At 64.3% G+C, this 16,073-nt stretch carries 18 protein-coding genes and 1 riboswitch; of the genes, 11 read left to right on the plus strand and 7 right to left on the minus strand.

Translation table 11 applies throughout. The annotated features are described in order from the left end of the window. Positions 1-25: 25 nt before the first annotated feature. A complete protein-coding gene (locus tag Q8K05_RS09320; protein ID WP_305246367.1) occupies positions 26-829 on the minus strand; it encodes an endonuclease/exonuclease/phosphatase family protein in 804 nt (267 codons plus the stop codon). 456 nt (positions 830-1,285) lie between these two features. Beyond that, positions 1,286-1,807 (minus strand): Spy/CpxP family protein refolding chaperone, encoded by a 522-nt coding sequence (locus Q8K05_RS09325; protein WP_305246354.1) that lies wholly within the window; start codon positions 1,805-1,807, stop codon positions 1,286-1,288. Positions 1,808-1,995: 188 nt separating this feature from the next. Next, a riboswitch (TPP riboswitch) is annotated at positions 1,996-2,119 on the plus strand. A gap of 121 nt (positions 2,120-2,240) precedes the next feature. On the opposite strand from Q8K05_RS09325, the gene thiC reads away from it, so the two are divergent. From thiC to thiE, 5 genes are read left to right on the plus strand one after another with little or no spacing between them, the layout of a single operon-like run. Next, positions 2,241-4,169: a phosphomethylpyrimidine synthase ThiC gene (thiC, locus tag Q8K05_RS09330; RefSeq protein ID WP_305246355.1), complete on the plus strand. Its 1,929-nt coding sequence runs from the start codon at positions 2,241-2,243 to the stop codon at positions 4,167-4,169. Positions 4,170-4,180: 11 nt separating this feature from the next. Continuing rightward, positions 4,181-5,254, plus strand: a complete 1,074-nt coding sequence (gene thiO, locus Q8K05_RS09335; protein ID WP_305246356.1) for a glycine oxidase ThiO — start codon at positions 4,181-4,183, stop codon at positions 5,252-5,254. Then, the gene (thiS, locus tag Q8K05_RS09340) at positions 5,251-5,460 is read left to right on the plus strand and encodes a sulfur carrier protein ThiS (RefSeq protein WP_305246357.1); all 210 of its coding nucleotides are present in this window, start codon (positions 5,251-5,253) and stop codon (positions 5,458-5,460) included. Before thiO ends, thiS begins: the two co-directional genes overlap by 4 nt. A gap of 2 nt (positions 5,461-5,462) precedes the next feature. Further along, positions 5,463-6,281 (plus strand): thiazole synthase, encoded by an 819-nt coding sequence (locus tag Q8K05_RS09345; protein ID WP_305246358.1) that lies wholly within the window; start codon positions 5,463-5,465, stop codon positions 6,279-6,281. Positions 6,282-6,285: 4 nt separating this feature from the next. Beyond that, positions 6,286-6,933: a thiamine phosphate synthase gene (gene thiE / locus Q8K05_RS09350; protein ID WP_305246359.1), complete on the plus strand. Its 648-nt coding sequence runs from the start codon at positions 6,286-6,288 to the stop codon at positions 6,931-6,933. Between the two features lie 61 nt (positions 6,934-6,994). Here thiE and Q8K05_RS09355 read toward each other — a convergent pair whose 3' ends face one another. Together Q8K05_RS09355 and Q8K05_RS09360 are read right to left on the minus strand one after the other, a co-directional pair. Then, complete coding sequence (locus tag Q8K05_RS09355; protein ID WP_305246360.1) at positions 6,995-8,101, minus strand: alkene reductase; 1,107 nt, start codon at positions 8,099-8,101, stop codon at positions 6,995-6,997. 133 nt (positions 8,102-8,234) lie between these two features. After that, the gene (locus tag Q8K05_RS09360; protein ID WP_305246361.1) at positions 8,235-8,378 is read right to left on the minus strand and encodes a hypothetical protein; all 144 of its coding nucleotides are present in this window, start codon (positions 8,376-8,378) and stop codon (positions 8,235-8,237) included. 53 nt (positions 8,379-8,431) lie between these two features. Between Q8K05_RS09360 and Q8K05_RS09365 the strand changes: the two genes are divergently transcribed. Next, positions 8,432-8,617 carry a DUF1328 family protein gene (locus Q8K05_RS09365; RefSeq protein WP_305246368.1) on the plus strand — a complete coding sequence of 62 codons (186 nt, stop codon included), beginning with the start codon at positions 8,432-8,434 and terminating at the stop codon, positions 8,615-8,617. 75 nt (positions 8,618-8,692) lie between these two features. Continuing rightward, positions 8,693-9,361, plus strand: a complete 669-nt coding sequence (locus tag Q8K05_RS09370; RefSeq protein WP_370868811.1) for a transglutaminase family protein — start codon at positions 8,693-8,695, stop codon at positions 9,359-9,361. 5 nt (positions 9,362-9,366) lie between these two features. On the opposite strand, the gene Q8K05_RS09375 is transcribed toward Q8K05_RS09370, so the two are convergent. The 3 genes from Q8K05_RS09375 to Q8K05_RS09385 all read right to left on the minus strand — a co-directional run bounded on the left by Q8K05_RS09375 (position 9,367) and on the right by Q8K05_RS09385 (position 12,003). After that, positions 9,367-10,140 (minus strand): class II aldolase/adducin family protein, encoded by a 774-nt coding sequence (locus Q8K05_RS09375; RefSeq protein ID WP_305246362.1) that lies wholly within the window; start codon positions 10,138-10,140, stop codon positions 9,367-9,369. A 203-nt stretch (positions 10,141-10,343) separates the two neighbouring features. Continuing rightward, positions 10,344-11,192 (minus strand): fumarylacetoacetate hydrolase family protein, encoded by an 849-nt coding sequence (locus Q8K05_RS09380; protein ID WP_305246363.1) that lies wholly within the window; start codon positions 11,190-11,192, stop codon positions 10,344-10,346. A 79-nt stretch (positions 11,193-11,271) separates the two neighbouring features. Then, the gene (locus Q8K05_RS09385) at positions 11,272-12,003 is read right to left on the minus strand and encodes an SDR family oxidoreductase (protein ID WP_305246369.1); all 732 of its coding nucleotides are present in this window, start codon (positions 12,001-12,003) and stop codon (positions 11,272-11,274) included. Between the two features lie 158 nt (positions 12,004-12,161). Between Q8K05_RS09385 and Q8K05_RS09390 the strand changes: the two genes are divergently transcribed. The 4 genes from Q8K05_RS09390 to Q8K05_RS09405 all read left to right on the plus strand — a co-directional run. Next, a complete protein-coding gene (locus Q8K05_RS09390; protein ID WP_305246364.1) occupies positions 12,162-12,902 on the plus strand; it encodes a FadR/GntR family transcriptional regulator in 741 nt (246 codons plus the stop codon). Between the two features lie 78 nt (positions 12,903-12,980). Continuing rightward, positions 12,981-13,985: a sialic acid TRAP transporter substrate-binding protein SiaP gene (locus Q8K05_RS09395; protein WP_370868812.1), complete on the plus strand. Its 1,005-nt coding sequence runs from the start codon at positions 12,981-12,983 to the stop codon at positions 13,983-13,985. Positions 13,986-14,189: 204 nt separating this feature from the next. Continuing rightward, positions 14,190-14,744 (plus strand): TRAP transporter small permease, encoded by a 555-nt coding sequence (locus Q8K05_RS09400; protein ID WP_305246365.1) that lies wholly within the window; start codon positions 14,190-14,192, stop codon positions 14,742-14,744. Positions 14,745-14,778: 34 nt separating this feature from the next. Further along, a partial coding sequence (locus tag Q8K05_RS09405; protein ID WP_305246366.1) for a TRAP transporter large permease occupies positions 14,779-16,073 on the plus strand: 1,295 nt, incomplete at its 3' end.

Consider the following 16,073-nt stretch of genomic DNA (forward strand, 5'->3'; position numbering starts at 1 on the left):
AGTGGCGAGCGTGGGGGCCATATATTTACAGGTCAATCTCCGCTGCCAGCGGAGCGTGGTCCGACAGGTGCGACCACGGCTTGCCGGGCAGCACCACCGGTGCGTGGGAGAGGGCGTTGCGCACATAAATGCGGTCCAGCCGCAGCACGGGAAAGCGCGCGGGAAAGGTGCGCGCTGCCTGGCCATGGGCCTGCACAAAGACCTCGTGCAGCCCGGCCCTGCGCGCCAGCTGGGCGTGGGCCTGGTGACGCCAGTCGTTGAAGTCGCCAGCCACCACCACCGGGGCGTGGGCCGGAATGGCCTTGCGCACCAGGTTGCACAGCATGTCCATCTGCTGGGTGCGGTGGGCCTCCATCAGCCCCAGGTGCACGCAGATGGCATGCACATTGACGCTGCGGCCCGGAATATGCAGCTCGCAATGCAGCAGGCCGCGCCGCTCGGGGCCGCTGATGGACACGTCATGGTTTTCAAAACGCACAATCGGAAATTTCGACAGCAGCGCATTGCCATGGTGACCGTTGGTGTAGACCGCGTTGCGGCCATAGGCAAACTCCGGCCAGATCGTATCGGCCAGGAACTCATAGTGCGGCGCGTCGGGGAAGTTGTCGAACTTGTTGCCATGCTTGAGGTGGTTGCCGGTCACCTCCTGCAGAAACACCACATCGGCGCCCACCATCCGCACGGCCTCGCGCAATTCAGGCAGGATGAACTTGCGGTTGAAAAAAGTAAAGCCCTTGTGGATGTTGACCGTGAGGACCTTGAATGAAAACGGTGCGTCGGGGCTGATGGCGGCCAGCGCGGTCTGCGTGTCTGCTTCGACGGCCGCCATGTCGATGGGCGCGGCGAACCCGGGCAAGGCGTCAGGCGCGGCGACCGACAGATCGACAGGTGCGTCGCGGGTGGAAAGGTCTGTGAAAGGAGGCTGCATAGGAAGTGAGGTGCAGGCAAAAAATACCTGGATGACGATTGTTGATCTCCGGCGCTGGGGGCGGCTGTAGGACAGCAACTTATTTGGGGAGAGTCGCCCGGCGGCACATGGTGCGCGCGCCTCCGACAGATTCTCTGTGCACCATACACCACCCGTGCCCGGGTCAGGCCAGAAGCCGGGCACAAATTAATGATTAATCAGGCAGTTGGCCCAATATCCACGGGCATGGTCAGCTATTGAATACATAGCTATTTGCAGCGTGCGACCGCCATAAAAAAGCCTGCACCGGCGCCCTCCAGAAGGGTCGCCGGTGCAGGCTATGGCGCGCGGGGGCAACAGGCCACCGCAGCGTCAGTCTCAGCCTTTGTGGTGCATGCCGCCTTCATGACGACCACGGCCTTCGTACTTGCCGTGCATTTTGTGCTCGGCGTCAAAGGTTTTTTGCTGCTCGGCGCTCAGGGCCGTGTAAAACGTCTTGGTGGCCGCGCCGCGCTGGTCCATGGCGGTGTTCATTTCAGCCATGCGCTGGGTCCGCATCTCGCGCATTTTGTCGATGCGCTCGGGCGTGCTCAGTTTGTCGATTTCGGCGCGCTGCGTTGCCGTGGGACGTGCACCGTGAACGGGTGGCTGCATGGCGGCGGTAAAGGCCGTCCAGGCGCCTTCCTGGGCCGGTGTGATCTTGAGTTTGGCTTTCATTTCGGCCTGGCGTTTGGCCATCACGGCCTGCATTTTGGCGGGGTCCTGACGGCCCATGGCCGCGGGGGCGGGCACCGGGGTGAGGGGGGCGGTTTGCGCCATGGCGCTGGCGCCTGCTGCGGCCAGCAGACCGGCCAGGACGAAACTGTTCAGGGAAGCAAGGGGTTTGAGCGTGAATTTCATGGAAACTTCCTTTTGGGGAGGTGGACTGGACGATGCCTGCTGCCAGGAATTGGCGTCAGGTTGAAAGCAAGTGTGCGGCGCGCGTGTATAGGCCGCATTGCGCGGCGGTGACGCTTTGTAAAGTTGGATGAAAAGGGCGTTGCCGGGTGGCCCGGCTTGCCGCGAATGACCCCTGTGCTTACAATGCGCTCAGCTTGTCGGGGTGCCAAAGATGTTTCAAAAAAAGATTCGTTGGAGGCTGAGATCGCAGATGCGAGACCCGCTGAACCTGATCGGGATCATCCCCGCGTAGGGAACAAGGCACTTGGCTCCGGCAGAATTGACGGCGCTGGCAGTGGCACCCCCCGGAGGCATTCCGGGCGCTCCGCCAGCCGCACCATCATCAATATCTCCGGCTCCCCAGGCAGGCACCCCACCTTTTCTGGAGACAGCCATGGCCAAGACCCGTTTTACCGTTGACACCGACGACCTCACCAGCCGCATCACGCGCGCGCCTTTTCCCGGTTCCGCAAAAATTTACATCGATGGCTCGCGGCCCGACATTCGTGTGCCGTTTCGCGAGGTCACGCTGACCGACACGCTGGTGGCCGAAGGCGAGCAGACGCGCCGCGAAGCCAACCCGCCGCTGCGCCTGTATGACGCATCGGGCGTGTACACCGACCCGGCCGCGCCGATCGACATCACGCGCGGCTTGAGCCCGCTGCGCGCGGCGTGGATTGCCGAGCGGCTTGATACCGAAGCGCTGCCCGGCATCAGCAGCGCGTATGGCCGCGAACGCCTGAACGACCCGGCGCTGAGCGCGTTGCGCATGGCGCATGCGCCGGTGCCGCGCCGTGCCAAAGCCGGTGCGAACGTGTCGCAAATGCACTATGCGCGCAAAGGCATCATCACGCCGGAGATGGAATACATCGCCATCCGCGAAAACCTGGTGCGCGCCCAGCTGGCCGAACGCCTGGCGACCGAACGCATGCCCAAGATGGGCCACTCATTCGGTGCGTCGATTCCGAAAGAGATCACCGCAGAATTCGTGCGTGACGAAGTGGCGCGCGGCCGCGCCGTGATTCCCAACAACATCAACCACCCCGAGAGCGAGCCGATGATCATCGGCCGCAATTTCCTGATCAAGGTCAATGCCAACATCGGCAACTCGGCCGTCACCTCGTCGATTGAAGAAGAAGTGGACAAGCTGGTCTGGTCGATTCGCTGGGGCGCCGACACCGTGATGGACCTCTCGACCGGCGAGAACATCCATGAAACGCGCGAATGGATCTTGCGCAACTCGCCGGTGCCGATCGGCACGGTGCCGATTTACCAGGCGCTGGAAAAAGTCAACGGCAAGGCCGAAGACCTGACCTGGGAAATTTTCCGCGACACGCTGATCGAGCAGGCCGAGCAGGGCGTGGACTACTTCACGATTCATGCCGGCGTGCGCCTGGCCTATGTGCCGCTGACGGCCAACCGCCTGACCGGCATCGTCTCGCGCGGCGGCTCCATCATGGCCAAGTGGTGTCTGTCGCACCACCGCGAGAGCTTTTTGTACGAGCATTTCGAAGACATCTGCGAAATCATGAAGGCCTACGACATCTGCTTCTCGCTGGGCGACGGCCTGCGCCCCGGCTCGATTGCCGACGCCAACGACGAAGCGCAGTTTGCCGAACTGCACACGCTGGGCGAGTTGACGCAGATCGCCTGGAAGCACGACGTGCAGGTGATGATCGAAGGCCCCGGCCATGTGCCGCTGCAGCTGGTGAAGGAAAACGTCGAGAAGCAGCTCGAAGCCTGCTTTGAAGCGCCGTTCTACACGCTGGGCCCGCTGATCACTGACATTTCGCCCGGCTACGACCATATTTCGTCGGCCATGGGCGCTGCCAACATCGGCTGGTATGGCACGGCCATGCTGTGCTACGTGACGCCGAAGGAGCACCTCGGGCTGCCGAACCGCGACGACGTCAAGCAGGGCCTGATTGCCTACAAGATTGCCGCCCATGCGGGCGACCTGGCCAAGGGCTACCCGGGCGCGCAGATGTGGGACAACGCGGTATCCAAAGCGCGCTTTGAATTCCGCTGGGAAGACCAGTTCCGCCTGGCGATTGACCCCGACACGGCGATGGCCTACCACGATGAAACCCTGCCGAAGGAAAACGCCAAGGTGGCGCATTTCTGCTCGATGTGCGGGCCGAAATTCTGCTCGATGAAGATCTCGCAGGAGGTGCGCGAGTTTGCGCGGCTCAACCCGTCGACGACGACACTGGCCAAGGCGCCGGGCGTGATTGCGATCAAGCAGATCACGGTTGAAATTGAAACCGGCTTTGAGGAAAAAGCCGAGGAATTCCGCAAGGGTGGCAACGAGATTTATTCCTGAAGGTAGCACCCATGAACACCTTGCACATCGGCATTGCGGGTGCGGGCCTGGCGGGCCGCACGCTGGCCTGGCGGCTGCTGCGCGCGGGCTGCCGCGTCAGCCTGTTTGATTCGCGCCAGCGCGCCGAGCTGGACACCGCCTCGATGACGGCGGCGGCCATGCTGTCGCCGCTGGCCGAACTGGCGGTGTCGGACGACGCGGTGTTTGCGCTGGGCCAGCGCTCGATGCAGCTGTGGCCGCGCTGGATCGCCGAGCTGGCGGAAGGCGGCGGCGCGCCGGTGTACTTTCGCCAGCAAGGCACGCTGGTGGTGGCCCATGCGCCCGACCAGACGTCGCTGGAACATTTCAGCCGGCTGCTGCACCACAAGCTGCCCGAGGCCTGCCGCGCCCAGGTGCACACGCTCGATGCGGCCGGGCTGGCGCAGCAGGAGCCGGCGCTGGCAGGGCGGTTTGGCGGCGGCCTGTTCCTTGACAGTGAAGGCCAGCTGGCCAATGAACAGTGGATGGCCGCGCTGGCCACTGAAATCGACCGGCTGGGTGTCGCCTGGCATGAAGGCCAGGCCGTTGACAGGGTGGAGGAGGGCCGCATCGTCTGCGCCAGCGGCACGCATGCGGTCGATGTGGCGGTCGATGCGCGCGGCGTGGGCAGCAAGGCGCAGTGGCCGCAGCTGCGCGGTGTGCGCGGCGAGGTGCTGCGGGTCGAATGCCACGGCGTAACCTTGCAGCGCCCGGTGCGGCTGATGCACCCGCGCTATGCGCTGTATGTGGTGCCCCGGCCGGATCACCAGTTCGTGGTCGGCGCGACCGAGCTGGAATCGGAAGACACCGGCCCGGTGACCCTGCGTTCCACGCTGGAGCTGGGCAGCGCCCTGCACAGCCTGCACCCGGCTTTTGGCGAGGCACGCGTGCTGCGCCTGTCGGCGGCCCTGCGCCCGGCGCTGGACGACAACCGGCCCGCCGTGGCGCTTCGCGATGGCGTGTGGCACATCAACGGCCTGTACCGGCATGGTTATCTGTGCGCGCCGGCCGTGATTGACAAGCTGGCCCATAAACTGCTGGGCACTGACAGCGAGGAAAAGGCATGACGACTTTTGAAATTTCCCTGAATGGCGAGCGCATTGCCACGCAGGCTTCCACGCTGCAGGCGCTGCTGCTGGAGCGCGGCTATGACCTGAAAAGTGCGTTTGCCTGCGCCGTCAACCGCGATTTTGTACCCCGGCCGCAGTGGCCGGAACGCAGCTTGCAGGACGAAGACCGCATTGACGTGGTCACACCAATTACCGGAGGTTAAACATGAACGATCTTTTGAACAGCCCCATCGCCCACGGCAGCCCCTGGTCGGTGGCCGGAACCACCCTTTCCAGCCGCTTTTTGCTGGGCACCTCGCGCTACCCGTCGCCGCAGGTGCTGGGCGACGCGGTGCGCGCCAGCGGCACCGAAGTGCTGACGGTGGGCCTGCGCCGGCTGCAGCCCGAAAGCGGCGGCGGCAGCAGTTTCTGGCAGCGCATCCAGGCGCTGGGCTGCCACATTTTGCCCAACACGGCGGGCTGCCACTCTGCCTCCGAAGCGATCACGCTGGCGCAGATGGCGCGCGAGATTTTTGGCACGACCTGGGTCAAGCTCGAAGTGATTGGCGACGACTACACGCTGCAGCCCGACACGGCGGCCACGCTCGAAGCGGCGACGGTGCTGGCCAAAGACGGCTTTGCGGTGTTCGCCTACACCACCGATGACCTGTTGATGGCGCAGCGCCTGCACGCGGCGGGCTGCGCGGCCGTGATGCCGTGGGCGGCGCCGATTGGCACGGGGCGCGGGCCGCTCAACCCCTACGCGCTGGAAACCATGCGCCGCCGACTGCCCGACGCCGTGCTGGTCGTCGATGCCGGCCTGGGCCGGCCGTCGCATGCCGCGCAGGTGATGGAGCTGGGCTTTGACGCCGTGCTGCTCAACACTGCCGTGGCGCAGGCGGGCGACCCGGTGCGCATGGCGCGTGCCTTTGCCGACGGCGTGGCGGCGGGCCGCGCCGCTTACGAATCCACCCCCATGCCCGAGCGCGCTGCGGCGCAGGCGTCGACGCCGACTGTGGGTGTGCCGTTTTGGCATGCCCCTTGATGCCATGACTGACGCTGTCTCCAACCCTGCTTTCGCCCCGCTCACCGGTCCCATCGGCTTTTACCCTGTGGTGCCCGACGCCGCCTGGGTGCGGCGCCTGCTGGGCTGGGGTGTGCGCACCCTCCAGCTGCGCATCAAGGCCGCTGACCACACGCCCGCTGAAATTGAACAGCAGGTTCGCGCCGCAGTTCTTGCCGGTCGTGTCGTGCCCGGCGCGCAGGTGTTCATCAACGACCACTGGCAGCTGGCGCTGGCAGCTGGCGCTTACGGCGTGCATCTGGGCCAGGAAGACCTGGACACGGCCGACCTGGCCGCGCTGCGCCGCGCCGGCCTGCGGCTGGGGCTGAGTACCCACACCCCGGCCGAGTTGGCGCGCGCCAAGGCGGCGCAGCCGTCTTACCTGGCGATCGGCCCGGTCTACCCGACCACGCTGAAAGTCATGCCCTACGAGCCGGTCGGGCTGGCGCAGCTGAAGCAGTGGGCCGCGCAGGCCGCGCCGTATCCAGTGGTCGCCATTGGCGGCATTTCACTGGACCGCCTACCCGGCGTGCTGGCCTGCGGGGTAAACGGCGTGGCCGTGGTCAGCGCGGTGACGCTGGCGGCTGACCCGCAGCAGGCGGCGCTGACCGGCCTGCGGCTGGCTGCGGGCTGAAAAATCGAAATTTATGCATCAAATCTGCCTTTTGTCCAAACAGGTCGGGCATGAGTAGCTATTATTTGTATAGCGCAGGATAGTCGGTGTAGCCCTTGGCGCCGCCGCCGTAAAACGTCGCCGCGTCGGGCGTGTTGAGCGGCGTGTTCAGGCGCAGGCGCGCCACCAGGTCCGGGTTGGCGATGTAGGGCTTGCCAAAGGCGACCAGGTCGGCGCCATCCTGGACGGCTTGCCCGGCCAGCGCCTGGTCATAGCCGTTGTTGACCATCCAGGCGCCTTTGCCGCCGGCGGCGCGGTAGGCGGCTTTCAGCTCGGCATAGTCAAACGGACGATCGGGCAGCTCACGCGCGCCGCCGGTGGCGCCCTCAATGAGGTGGATGTAGGCCAGGTTCAGCTTGGCGAGCTGCTTGACCACGTAGTCGAACAGCGGCTGCGGGTCGGCATCAAACGCATCGTTGGAGGTGGTGACGGGTGACAGGCGAATGCCGGTGCGGCTGCCGCCAATGGCGTCAACGATGGCACGCGCCACTTCGAGCAGCAGGCGCGCGCGGTTCTTGATGCTGCCGCCGTAGTCGTCGGTGCGCTGGTTGGAGCCGCTTTTGAGGAACTGGTCGAGCAGGTAGCCGTTGGCGGCGTGAATTTCAACGCCGTCAAAACCGGCGGTGTCCACTGCATTGAGCGCGGCGGCCCGGTAGGTGTGCACGATCTCGGGCAACTCTGCGGCGTCGAGTGCGCGCGGCTCCGAGGTGGCCACGAAGGTGGGCACGCCGTCCCTGATCAGCACCGTTTTGGTTTTGGCGGTGATGGCCGAAGGCGCCACCGGTTTTCCGCCATTCGGCTGCAGTTCGGTGTGCGACACGCGGCCCACGTGCCAGAGTTGCACCACGATCTTGCCGCCCGCTCCATGCACGGCTTCGGTGATGCGCTTCCAGCCGTCGAGCTGCTCGGTGCCGTACAGGCCCGGCACGTCGGCATAGCCCTGGGCCTGGTGGCTGATGGCGGTGGCTTCGGTGATGATCAGGCCGGCCGTGGCGCGCTGGGCATAGTACTCGGCCATCAGCGGGGTGGGAATGGCGTCGGGCGCGCGGTTGCGCGTGAGGGGCGCCATCACGATGCGGTTGGCGAGTTGCAGGTCGCCGGCCTGGACGGGGTCGAATAAAGAAGGCATTGAAAATGATCCGTAAGGTAAACAACAAGACAAGCTGCAAGTGTGCGCCCCTCTGGATGGGCTTGGCAAGGCACGGGCCGCTGAATGGGTGTTTTCAAGCCCGGCCTTGCGCCAGGTCAGCTTGCTTGCGCCTTCATGGCGGGCCGCGCGGCGGAGTGCCCGGCGGGTTGATGGTGTAGTCGCCGGTGCCGTCCCGCAGCGCGCAGGTGCGACGGCCTTGTCCTACAGCCGCATGCGCGCCCTGCTGATTGGCCACCGGCGCGGGCACTTTTAGCATCGGGTTTTTACAGTGCTCATGTTGTGCGCTGCGGCGTGGTTCAGGAGGACATGATGCTCAAGTACGCGATTGTTTTTGTGGTGATTTCACTGATCGCCGGTGCGCTTGGTTTTGGCGGTGTGGCCGCAGGCGCTGCCGGTATTGCCAAGATTCTGTTTGGTCTGTTCCTGATTCTGGCCGTCATTTTTGTGGTGCTGGCCGCATTGGGTGTCGGTGCGGTCAAGAAGGTGCTGAAGTAAGTCCCGCCCGCCGCCTGCAGGAGGGCGATTCGGCCGCAGGGCCATTTTGATTATTTATACCGGCTGGAAGTCCTTGTGCACAACTTTTGCGACGAGCGCAGCGGCAACCGCTTTATCCGGCTGGACGCGCCCAAGGGGATGCTGACGGTCAACTACAACGCCCGGGTGGAACTGATGCCGGCACCGGTGCCGCTGCACCTCGACGAGACGCCGGTCAGCGCGGTGCCCGACGACGTGCTGCGCTTTCTGATGCCGAGCCGCTACTGCGAGTCCGACATCATGAGCCGCGCGGCCCAACACCTGTTTGGCCAGCTGCCGCACGGCATAGGCCGCGTGCGCGCCATCGAGCGATGGATTCGCGAGTCGATCGAGTACCTGCCCGGGTTTGGCAATTCAACCACCAGTGCGCAGGAGGTGTTTGTGCAGCGCGCCGGCGTCTGCCGCGACTTTGCACACCTGGGCATCACGCTGTGCCGCGCGCTCAATATTCCTGCGCGGCTGGTCGTGGGCTATGTGCATTTTGCGGAGCCGCCCGAAGATTTCCATGCCGTGTTCGAAGCCTGGCTGGACGGCCAGTGGGTTGTTTTTGACCCGACCGGCCTGGCGCCCACAGACCGGCTGGTGCGCATAGGCTCGGGCCGCGACGCCAAGGATGTGGCCTTCGCCACCATTTTCGGCCCCGTGCAGATGGTGCGCAAGGAACTGGTGGTGCAGGAAGGCGACGCAGCGCCCGCGCCGGCCTGACCCTTTCAGGTACGGTAGCTGGCGTCCAGGCGTTCGAGCTTGCGGATCAGCGACGGCCAGACAAAGGCGCCGCCCATGCCGCCGGTCTGCACGCGCATGGCTTCGGACACGCCCTGGACGATCAGCGGATTGACCTGCGTCAGTTCGCCACCGCCGGCCTGGGCGTCAATCTGGATGCGGCAGGTCGCTTCAAAGGTGTACATGCTCAAGAACGCGTCGGCAATCGTCTTGCCGACGGTCAGCAGGCCATGGTTGCGCAACACCAGGAAGTTGGCGCGGCCCAGATCGGCTTGCAGGCGCGGCTTTTCGTCGTCCCTGAATGCCACGCCCTCGTACGCGTGGTAGGCCAGCGAGGCCAGCACAAAGGTCGACTGCTGGCTGATCGGCAGCACGCCGCCGGCCTGCGCGCTCACGCCGACGCCGGCGCGCGTGTGGGTGTGCAGCACGCAGCCGGCATCAGCGCGCGCCTCATGCACGGCGCTGTGAATCACAAAGCCGGCCGGGTTGACCGGGAAGGGGGAGTCAATCACCTTGTTGCACTGCTCGTCGACCTTGACCAGGCTGGACGCGGTGATCTCGTCAAACATCAGGCCATAGGGGTTGATCAGGAAGTGGTGCGCGCCCGGGCCCGTGACGGCCTCGGGCACCTTGGCGCTGATGTGGGTGAACACCAGGTCGCTCCATCCGTACAGCGCCACCAGCCGGTAGCAGGCCGCCAGGTCGCAGCGCAGCTGCCATTCTTCGGCGCTGACCGCGTCCCGCAGGGAAGGAATGTTCATGGGGTGCCTCCTGGAATGCATGATTGGGTTCGACAGCCTACAACGCCTGCCACCAACGCAGGTGTTTCCCGCGCGACACCCACTGCCCCGGCCCGGATTCGGGGCCGTGGAAACATCGGTAGCAGGCTATTGAAAATGGAGCGCATGCTGCCCCTGGAAATTGCGCAAACCCGGTTTTTTACTGTTTTCCGGGTAAGCCTTGCCTAGCGCTGGTAGGCGACCACTACCTGCCGCTGCTCGCCCAGCCCGTCGATGCCGAGCGCAATCTTGTCGCCTGCCTTGAGGTAGACCGGCGGCTTCATGCCCATGCCGACGCCGGGCGGCGTGCCGGTGGTGATGACATCGCCCGGCTCCAGCGTCATGAAGCGGCTGACATAGCTGACGATCTCGGCGACGCTGAAAATCATGGTCCGGGTCGATCCGGTCTGCATGCGCCGGCCGTTGACGTCCAGCCACATGCCGAGGTTCTGCGGGTCAGCGACCTCGTCGCGCGTGACCAGCCACGGGCCGATCGGCCCGAAGGTGTCGCAGCCCTTGCCCTTGTCCCAGGTGCCGCCGCGCTCGATCTGGAATTCCCGCTCGCTGACATCGTTGATGGTGCAGTAGCCCGCGACGTGCCCGAGGGCCTCGTCTTCCGTCACATAGCGCGCGCGGGTGCCGATGACCACGCCCAGCTCGACCTCCCAGTCGGTCTTGACCGAATCCCGGGGCAGCATGACCGCATCGTCGGGTCCCTGGATGCAGCTGGTGGCCTTCATGAACACGATCGGTTCGGCAGGAATCGGCAGGCCCGATTCGGCCGCATGGTCGGCAAAATTCAGGCCGATGGCGATGAACTTGCGGATGCCGGTCAGCGGACTGCCCAGGCGCGGCGAACCTTCGACCGCTGGCAGGCGGCCGGTGTCCTGCTGGCGCAGTGCCTCCAGCGCGGCATCGCCGAGCTGGTCGGGGCCGATGTCGCCGATCAGGCCGCTGAGGTCGCGCAGCTGGCCGGCCGTGTCGATGAGGCCGGGTTTTTCCTGGCCCGGGTTGCCGTAGCGAACGAGTTTCATGGGATTTCCTTTTTTCCTTGGGGTGAGTCAATTCATTGTTAAAGCCTGCGGGACACCGGCCTGCGAACTCAGGTCGTGGTCAGATCGTGATGCCGCCATCAATGTTGTAGGCCTGCCCGGTGACAAACGCTGATTCGTCGCTGGCCAGGAACACCACCAGCGGCGCAATTTCATGCGCTTGCGCCAGCCGGCCCAGGGGCTGGCGCGCGACAAAGCCCTTGCGCGCCTCCACCGGGTCTTCAAACACATTGATGCGGTCCTGCAGCGAGGGCGTGTCGACCGTGCCGGGGCATACCGCATTGCAGCGCACGCCCTGGGCCACGTAATCGGCGGCGACGCTTTTGGTCAGGCCGATGACGGCCGCCTTGGAGGCGCCGTACAGGAAGCGGTTCGGCAGGCCCTTGAAGCCGCAGACGCTGGCCATGTTGATGATGCTGCCGCCCTGGTGGGCCAGCATCTTCGGCAGCGCCGCCTGGATGAGCCAGAACTGCGCGCGCACATTGAGGTTGAATGCAAAGTCCCATTCGGCATCGGTGGCTTGCAGAACCGAGCCGGCATGGACGAAGCCTGCGCAGTTGAAGAGCACGTTGAGTGCCGGCAGGCCGTCGATCAAGGCGTGGATCGCCTGCCTGTCGAGCACATCGAGCACGGCGGTCTGAATATTGGGCACACCGGCATAGGCCGCCAGCAGCGCCGGATTGACATCGGTGGCCCAGACCTGCGCGCCTTCGGCGGCCATCGCCAATGCGCTGGCCTTGCCGATGCCCTGTCCGGCGGCCGTCACCAGCGCGGTTTTTCCTTCGAGTCTCATCTTGGGTTCCTTGGGAAGTTTTGTCGATCTGTACACCGGCAGACGCCAGGGCAGGGTTTTGCCGGATGGGTGAAGCGCCTGATTCATGGGATTATTAATTGGCCTTACCACTTGGCCAATTCTGGCTAACCCTTAATTCGAGTTTTACCCTTTTCCGAATGTCTCTCCTTCAAATTGTCGAACCCCAGCGCCTGTACCGGCAGATTGCCGGGCAGTTGCGCGCGCTGATCAGCCAGGGTGAATTGGCCGTCGGCAGCCGCCTGCCGGCAGAACGCGACCTGGCCCGGCAACTGGGCGTGAGCCGCCCGTCGGTGCGCGAAGCGCTGATCGCGCTGGAAGTCGAAGGCTGGGTCGAGGTGCGCACCGGCTCGGGCGTCTATGTGCTGGACCGCAGCAGCCAGGCCAGCCGCGTGGCGGCCCGCAGCCCGCAGATTCCGGCCGACGAATGGGGGCCGCTGGAGCTGATTCGCGCCCGCCGGGTGGTGGAAGGCGAAATAGCCTCACTGGCGGCCACCGAGGCCAAACGCAAACACATCGCGGCCATGACCGAGGCGCTGGCTGCGATGCAAAGCGATGCCGACCAGGGCATCATGCCGCTCGAAGGCGACCGGGCTTTTCACACCGCCATCGTCGAATCCTGCGGCAATGTCGTGTTGATTGAAACGGTGCAGCGCTTCTGGGACTCCCGGCGCAGCCCGCTGTTTGAGCGGCTGACCGGCTATTTTGAAACCGCGCATTCCTGGCGCGCCGCCATCGCCGAGCACGAAGCCATCTTGCAGGCCATCCGCCGCCACGACCCGGCCGCCGCCCGCCTGGCCATGCACCAACACATGGACAACTCGCACACCCGCTTCAGCGTGAGCTGGCGACAGGCCCAGAAGCTCAAGGATCCCGTGTAGAGATCAGAACTGCGGTGCATGGCTGGCGCATGCACCGGACCCGTCAAGCCAGCACACCATCCACCCCGAGGAGACACCATGAACGACTTGAAAACAAAACGTAATACTCTTAAAACAATAGCATGCTGTGCACTAGTGGCAAGCGCAACAGGCATTTCTGGCCTTGCATCTGCGCAAACCAAGCTGAAATGGGCGCATGTCTATGAAACCTCCGAGCCGTTTCACAAATGGTCGGTCTGGGCCGGCGACGAAATCAAGAAGCGCACCAACGGCAAGTACGAGGTGCAGGTGTTTCCGGCCTCCACGCTGGGCAAGGAAGCCGACATCAACCAGGGCCTGACGCTCGGCTCGGTGGACATCATCCTGAGCGGCGCCAGCTTTGCCGGCAACACCTACAAGCCGCTGGCCGTGACCTACTTTCCCTTCATCTTCCGGGACGCAGAGCACCTGCTGAAATATGCCAAGAGCGATGTGTTCAAGGAACTCGCCAAGGGTTATGACGACAAGAGCGGCAACCACATCACCGCGCTCAACTACTACGGCGCGCGCCATGTCACCTCCAGCGCGGCCAAGCCGGTCACCAAGCCCGAGGACATGAAGGGCCTGAAGATCCGCGTGCCCGACGCGCCGGCCTACCTGGCCTTTCCCAAGTCACTCGGCGCCAATGCGACGCCCATCGCCTTTGCCGAGGTCTACCTGGCGCTGCAGAACGGCACCGTCGATGCGCAGGAAAACCCGCTGCCGACCATCGAGGCGAAGAAGTTCTTCGAGGTGCAGAAAAACATCTCGCTGACCGGCCACATCGTCGACTCGCTGTTGACCATCACCTCCGGCCAGCTCTGGAGCAAGCTGTCGGCCGACGAGAAAAAGATCTTCTCCGACGTGATGCAGGAAGCCGCCGAAAAGACCGGCCGCGAAATCATTGCGTCCGAAGTGCGCCTGGCCGAGGAGTTCAAGAAAAAGGGCAACAACGTCATCACGGTCGACAAGAACGCCTTCCGCGAAGCGGTGCTGAAAAACACCAAACCGACCGACCACGGCTACCGCCAGCAGGACTACGACCGCATCACCGCGATCAAGTGATCCCGTCCGGCTCCTTCCCCCGCTGGGGGAAGGTTGGGATGGGGGCCGCCACATTAACGGAGAGCGTTCATTCGCCGTCGGTGTCAGCACCCTGAAATCCCCGATCGGCGACGAATTGACAGCGCGCCAAGTGCCGCAGAGCCCCCATCCCTGCCTTCCCCCAAAGGGGGAAGGAGCAAGAAAGACAAACCTCTGGAATCTCCCATGACCGACAAAATCATCAGCGACGACGGCGAGTTCCACACCGAGGACGAGGTGCTGGACCTGTCGACGACCACGCCCGAAGCCTGGCTGGCCCTGGCCATCTTCTGGATGCTGGGCCTGACGGTTTTCTACCAGTTCATCACCCGCTATGTGATGAACGATTCGGCGGCCTGGACCGAGGAAATTGCCCGCTACCAGCTGATTGCGGTGGTGTTCATCGGCGCGGCCATCGGCGTGGCCAAGAACAACCATATCCATGTCGATTTCTTTTACCGCCACATGCCGGCCAGGATGGGCCGGCTCATGTCGGGCTTTGTGGACCTGGTGCGCATCGCGTTTTTTGGCGCCGCCGTGGTCATGACGGTGCAGATGATGCTCAAGATCGGCAACCAGACGCGCATGACGGTGGTGGACCTGCCGATGAACATCGTCTATTCGCTGTGCCTGCTCGGCTTTGCGGTGATGCTGCTGCGCGCGATACAGGTCGCCGTGATCCATTACCGGCGCGGCTACAGCGTGCTGGAGCGGCCCGACACCACGATGCAGGACCGCTGAGTCCCGGCACCACCAGCATCACACAAGTCATCCCATGCTCAAAATATTCTTCCTGATCTTCATGGGCGCCGGCATTCCGGTGGCCATCGCCATGGCGGGCGCCTCGCTCGTTTACATCCTGTTCAGCGGCACGCTGCCGCCTTTCGTGGTGATTCACCGCATGGTGTCGGGCATCGACAGCTTTCCGCTGCTGGCCGTGCCCTTCTTCATCCTGGCCGGCAACCTGATGAACAATGCCGGCATCACCACCCGCATCTACAACTTCGCGCTGGCGCTGGTGGGCTGGCTCAAGGGCGGGCTCGGCCATGTCAACATCGTCGGCTCGGTGATCTTTGCCGGCATGAGCGGCACCGCGATTGCCGATGCGGCCGGCCTGGGCACCATCGAGATCAAGGCGATGAAGGAGCACGGCTATTCGTCCGAATTCGCCGTCGGCGTGACGGCCGCATCGGCCACGCTGGGCCCCATCATTCCGCCCAGCCTGCCCTTCGTGATCTACGGCATGATGGCCAACGTGTCCATCGGCGCGCTCTTCCTGGCTGGCCTGCTGCCGGGCCTGATGCTGGCGGTCCTGATGATGCTCACCGTCGCCTGGTTTGCCCACAAGAACAAATGGGGCGGCGACATCCGTTTTTCGGGCAGCCGCTTTGGCAAGGCGCTGGTGGAACTGGCCGTGGTGGCTGGCTGGCCGCTGGCGCTGTGGGGCCTGATCCAGGTCGGCGCGCCGCCGCAGATCACCGTCTTTCTGGGCCTGGTCGCGCTGTTCGTGCTCGACAAGATGTTCAGCTTTGAAGCCGTGCTGCCCATCATGACGCCGGTGCTGCTGATCGGCGGCATGACGACCGGCCTGTTCACGCCCACCGAAGGCGCCATTGCGGCCTGCGTCTGGGCCATGGTGCTGGGCTTTGCCTGGTACCGCACGCTGAAGTTCAAGCTGTTCGTCAAGGTCTGCCTGGACACGGTCGAAACGACTTCCACCGTGCTGTTCATCGTGGCCGCCGCGTCGATCTTCGGCTGGATGCTGACCGCCACCGGCGTGACCGCCGGCATTGCCGAATGGGTGCTCGGTTTCACGAAAGAAGCCTGGGTGTTTTTGCTGCTCGCCAACCTCCTGATGCTGTTTGTCGGCTGCTTCCTGGAGCCCACAGCCGCCATCACCATCCTGGTGCCCATCCTGCTGCCGATCACGCAGCAACTGGGCATCGACCCGGTGCATTTCGGGCTGGTCATGGTGCTCAACCTGATGATAGGCCTGCTGCACCCGCCCATGGGCATGGTGCTGTTTGTGCTGGCGCGGGTGGCCAAGCTGTCGGTCGAGCGCACCACCAT

The sequence above is a fragment of the Polaromonas sp. genome, from assembly GCF_030682935.1.
Lineage (GTDB): Bacteria > Pseudomonadota > Gammaproteobacteria > Burkholderiales > Burkholderiaceae_C > Polaromonas.

Bases quoted from the DNA above. Each gene is read 5' to 3' on its own strand.
- Q8K05_RS09320 (WP_305246367.1), bottom strand. From the start codon at position 829: ATGGCGGCCGTCGAAGCAGACACGCAGACCGCGCTGGCCGCCATCAGC.
- Q8K05_RS09325 (WP_305246354.1), bottom strand. From the start codon at position 1,807: ATGAAATTCACGCTCAAACCCCTTGCTTCCCTGAACAGTTTCGTCCTG.
- thiC (WP_305246355.1), top strand. From the start codon at position 2,241: ATGGCCAAGACCCGTTTTACCGTTGACACCGACGACCTCACCAGCCGC.
- thiO (WP_305246356.1), top strand. From the start codon at position 4,181: ATGAACACCTTGCACATCGGCATTGCGGGTGCGGGCCTGGCGGGCCGC.
- thiS (WP_305246357.1), top strand. From the start codon at position 5,251: ATGACGACTTTTGAAATTTCCCTGAATGGCGAGCGCATTGCCACGCAG.
- Q8K05_RS09345 (WP_305246358.1), top strand. From the start codon at position 5,463: ATGAACGATCTTTTGAACAGCCCCATCGCCCACGGCAGCCCCTGGTCG.
- thiE (WP_305246359.1), top strand. From the start codon at position 6,286: ATGACTGACGCTGTCTCCAACCCTGCTTTCGCCCCGCTCACCGGTCCC.
- Q8K05_RS09355 (WP_305246360.1), bottom strand. From the start codon at position 8,101: ATGCCTTCTTTATTCGACCCCGTCCAGGCCGGCGACCTGCAACTCGCC.
- Q8K05_RS09360 (WP_305246361.1), bottom strand. From the start codon at position 8,378: ATGCTAAAAGTGCCCGCGCCGGTGGCCAATCAGCAGGGCGCGCATGCG.
- Q8K05_RS09365 (WP_305246368.1), top strand. From the start codon at position 8,432: ATGCTCAAGTACGCGATTGTTTTTGTGGTGATTTCACTGATCGCCGGT.
- Q8K05_RS09375 (WP_305246362.1), bottom strand. From the start codon at position 10,140: ATGAACATTCCTTCCCTGCGGGACGCGGTCAGCGCCGAAGAATGGCAG.
- Q8K05_RS09380 (WP_305246363.1), bottom strand. From the start codon at position 11,192: ATGAAACTCGTTCGCTACGGCAACCCGGGCCAGGAAAAACCCGGCCTC.
- Q8K05_RS09385 (WP_305246369.1), bottom strand. From the start codon at position 12,003: ATGAGACTCGAAGGAAAAACCGCGCTGGTGACGGCCGCCGGACAGGGC.
- Q8K05_RS09390 (WP_305246364.1), top strand. From the start codon at position 12,162: ATGTCTCTCCTTCAAATTGTCGAACCCCAGCGCCTGTACCGGCAGATT.
- Q8K05_RS09395 (WP_370868812.1), top strand. From the start codon at position 12,981: ATGAACGACTTGAAAACAAAACGTAATACTCTTAAAACAATAGCATGC.
- Q8K05_RS09400 (WP_305246365.1), top strand. From the start codon at position 14,190: ATGACCGACAAAATCATCAGCGACGACGGCGAGTTCCACACCGAGGAC.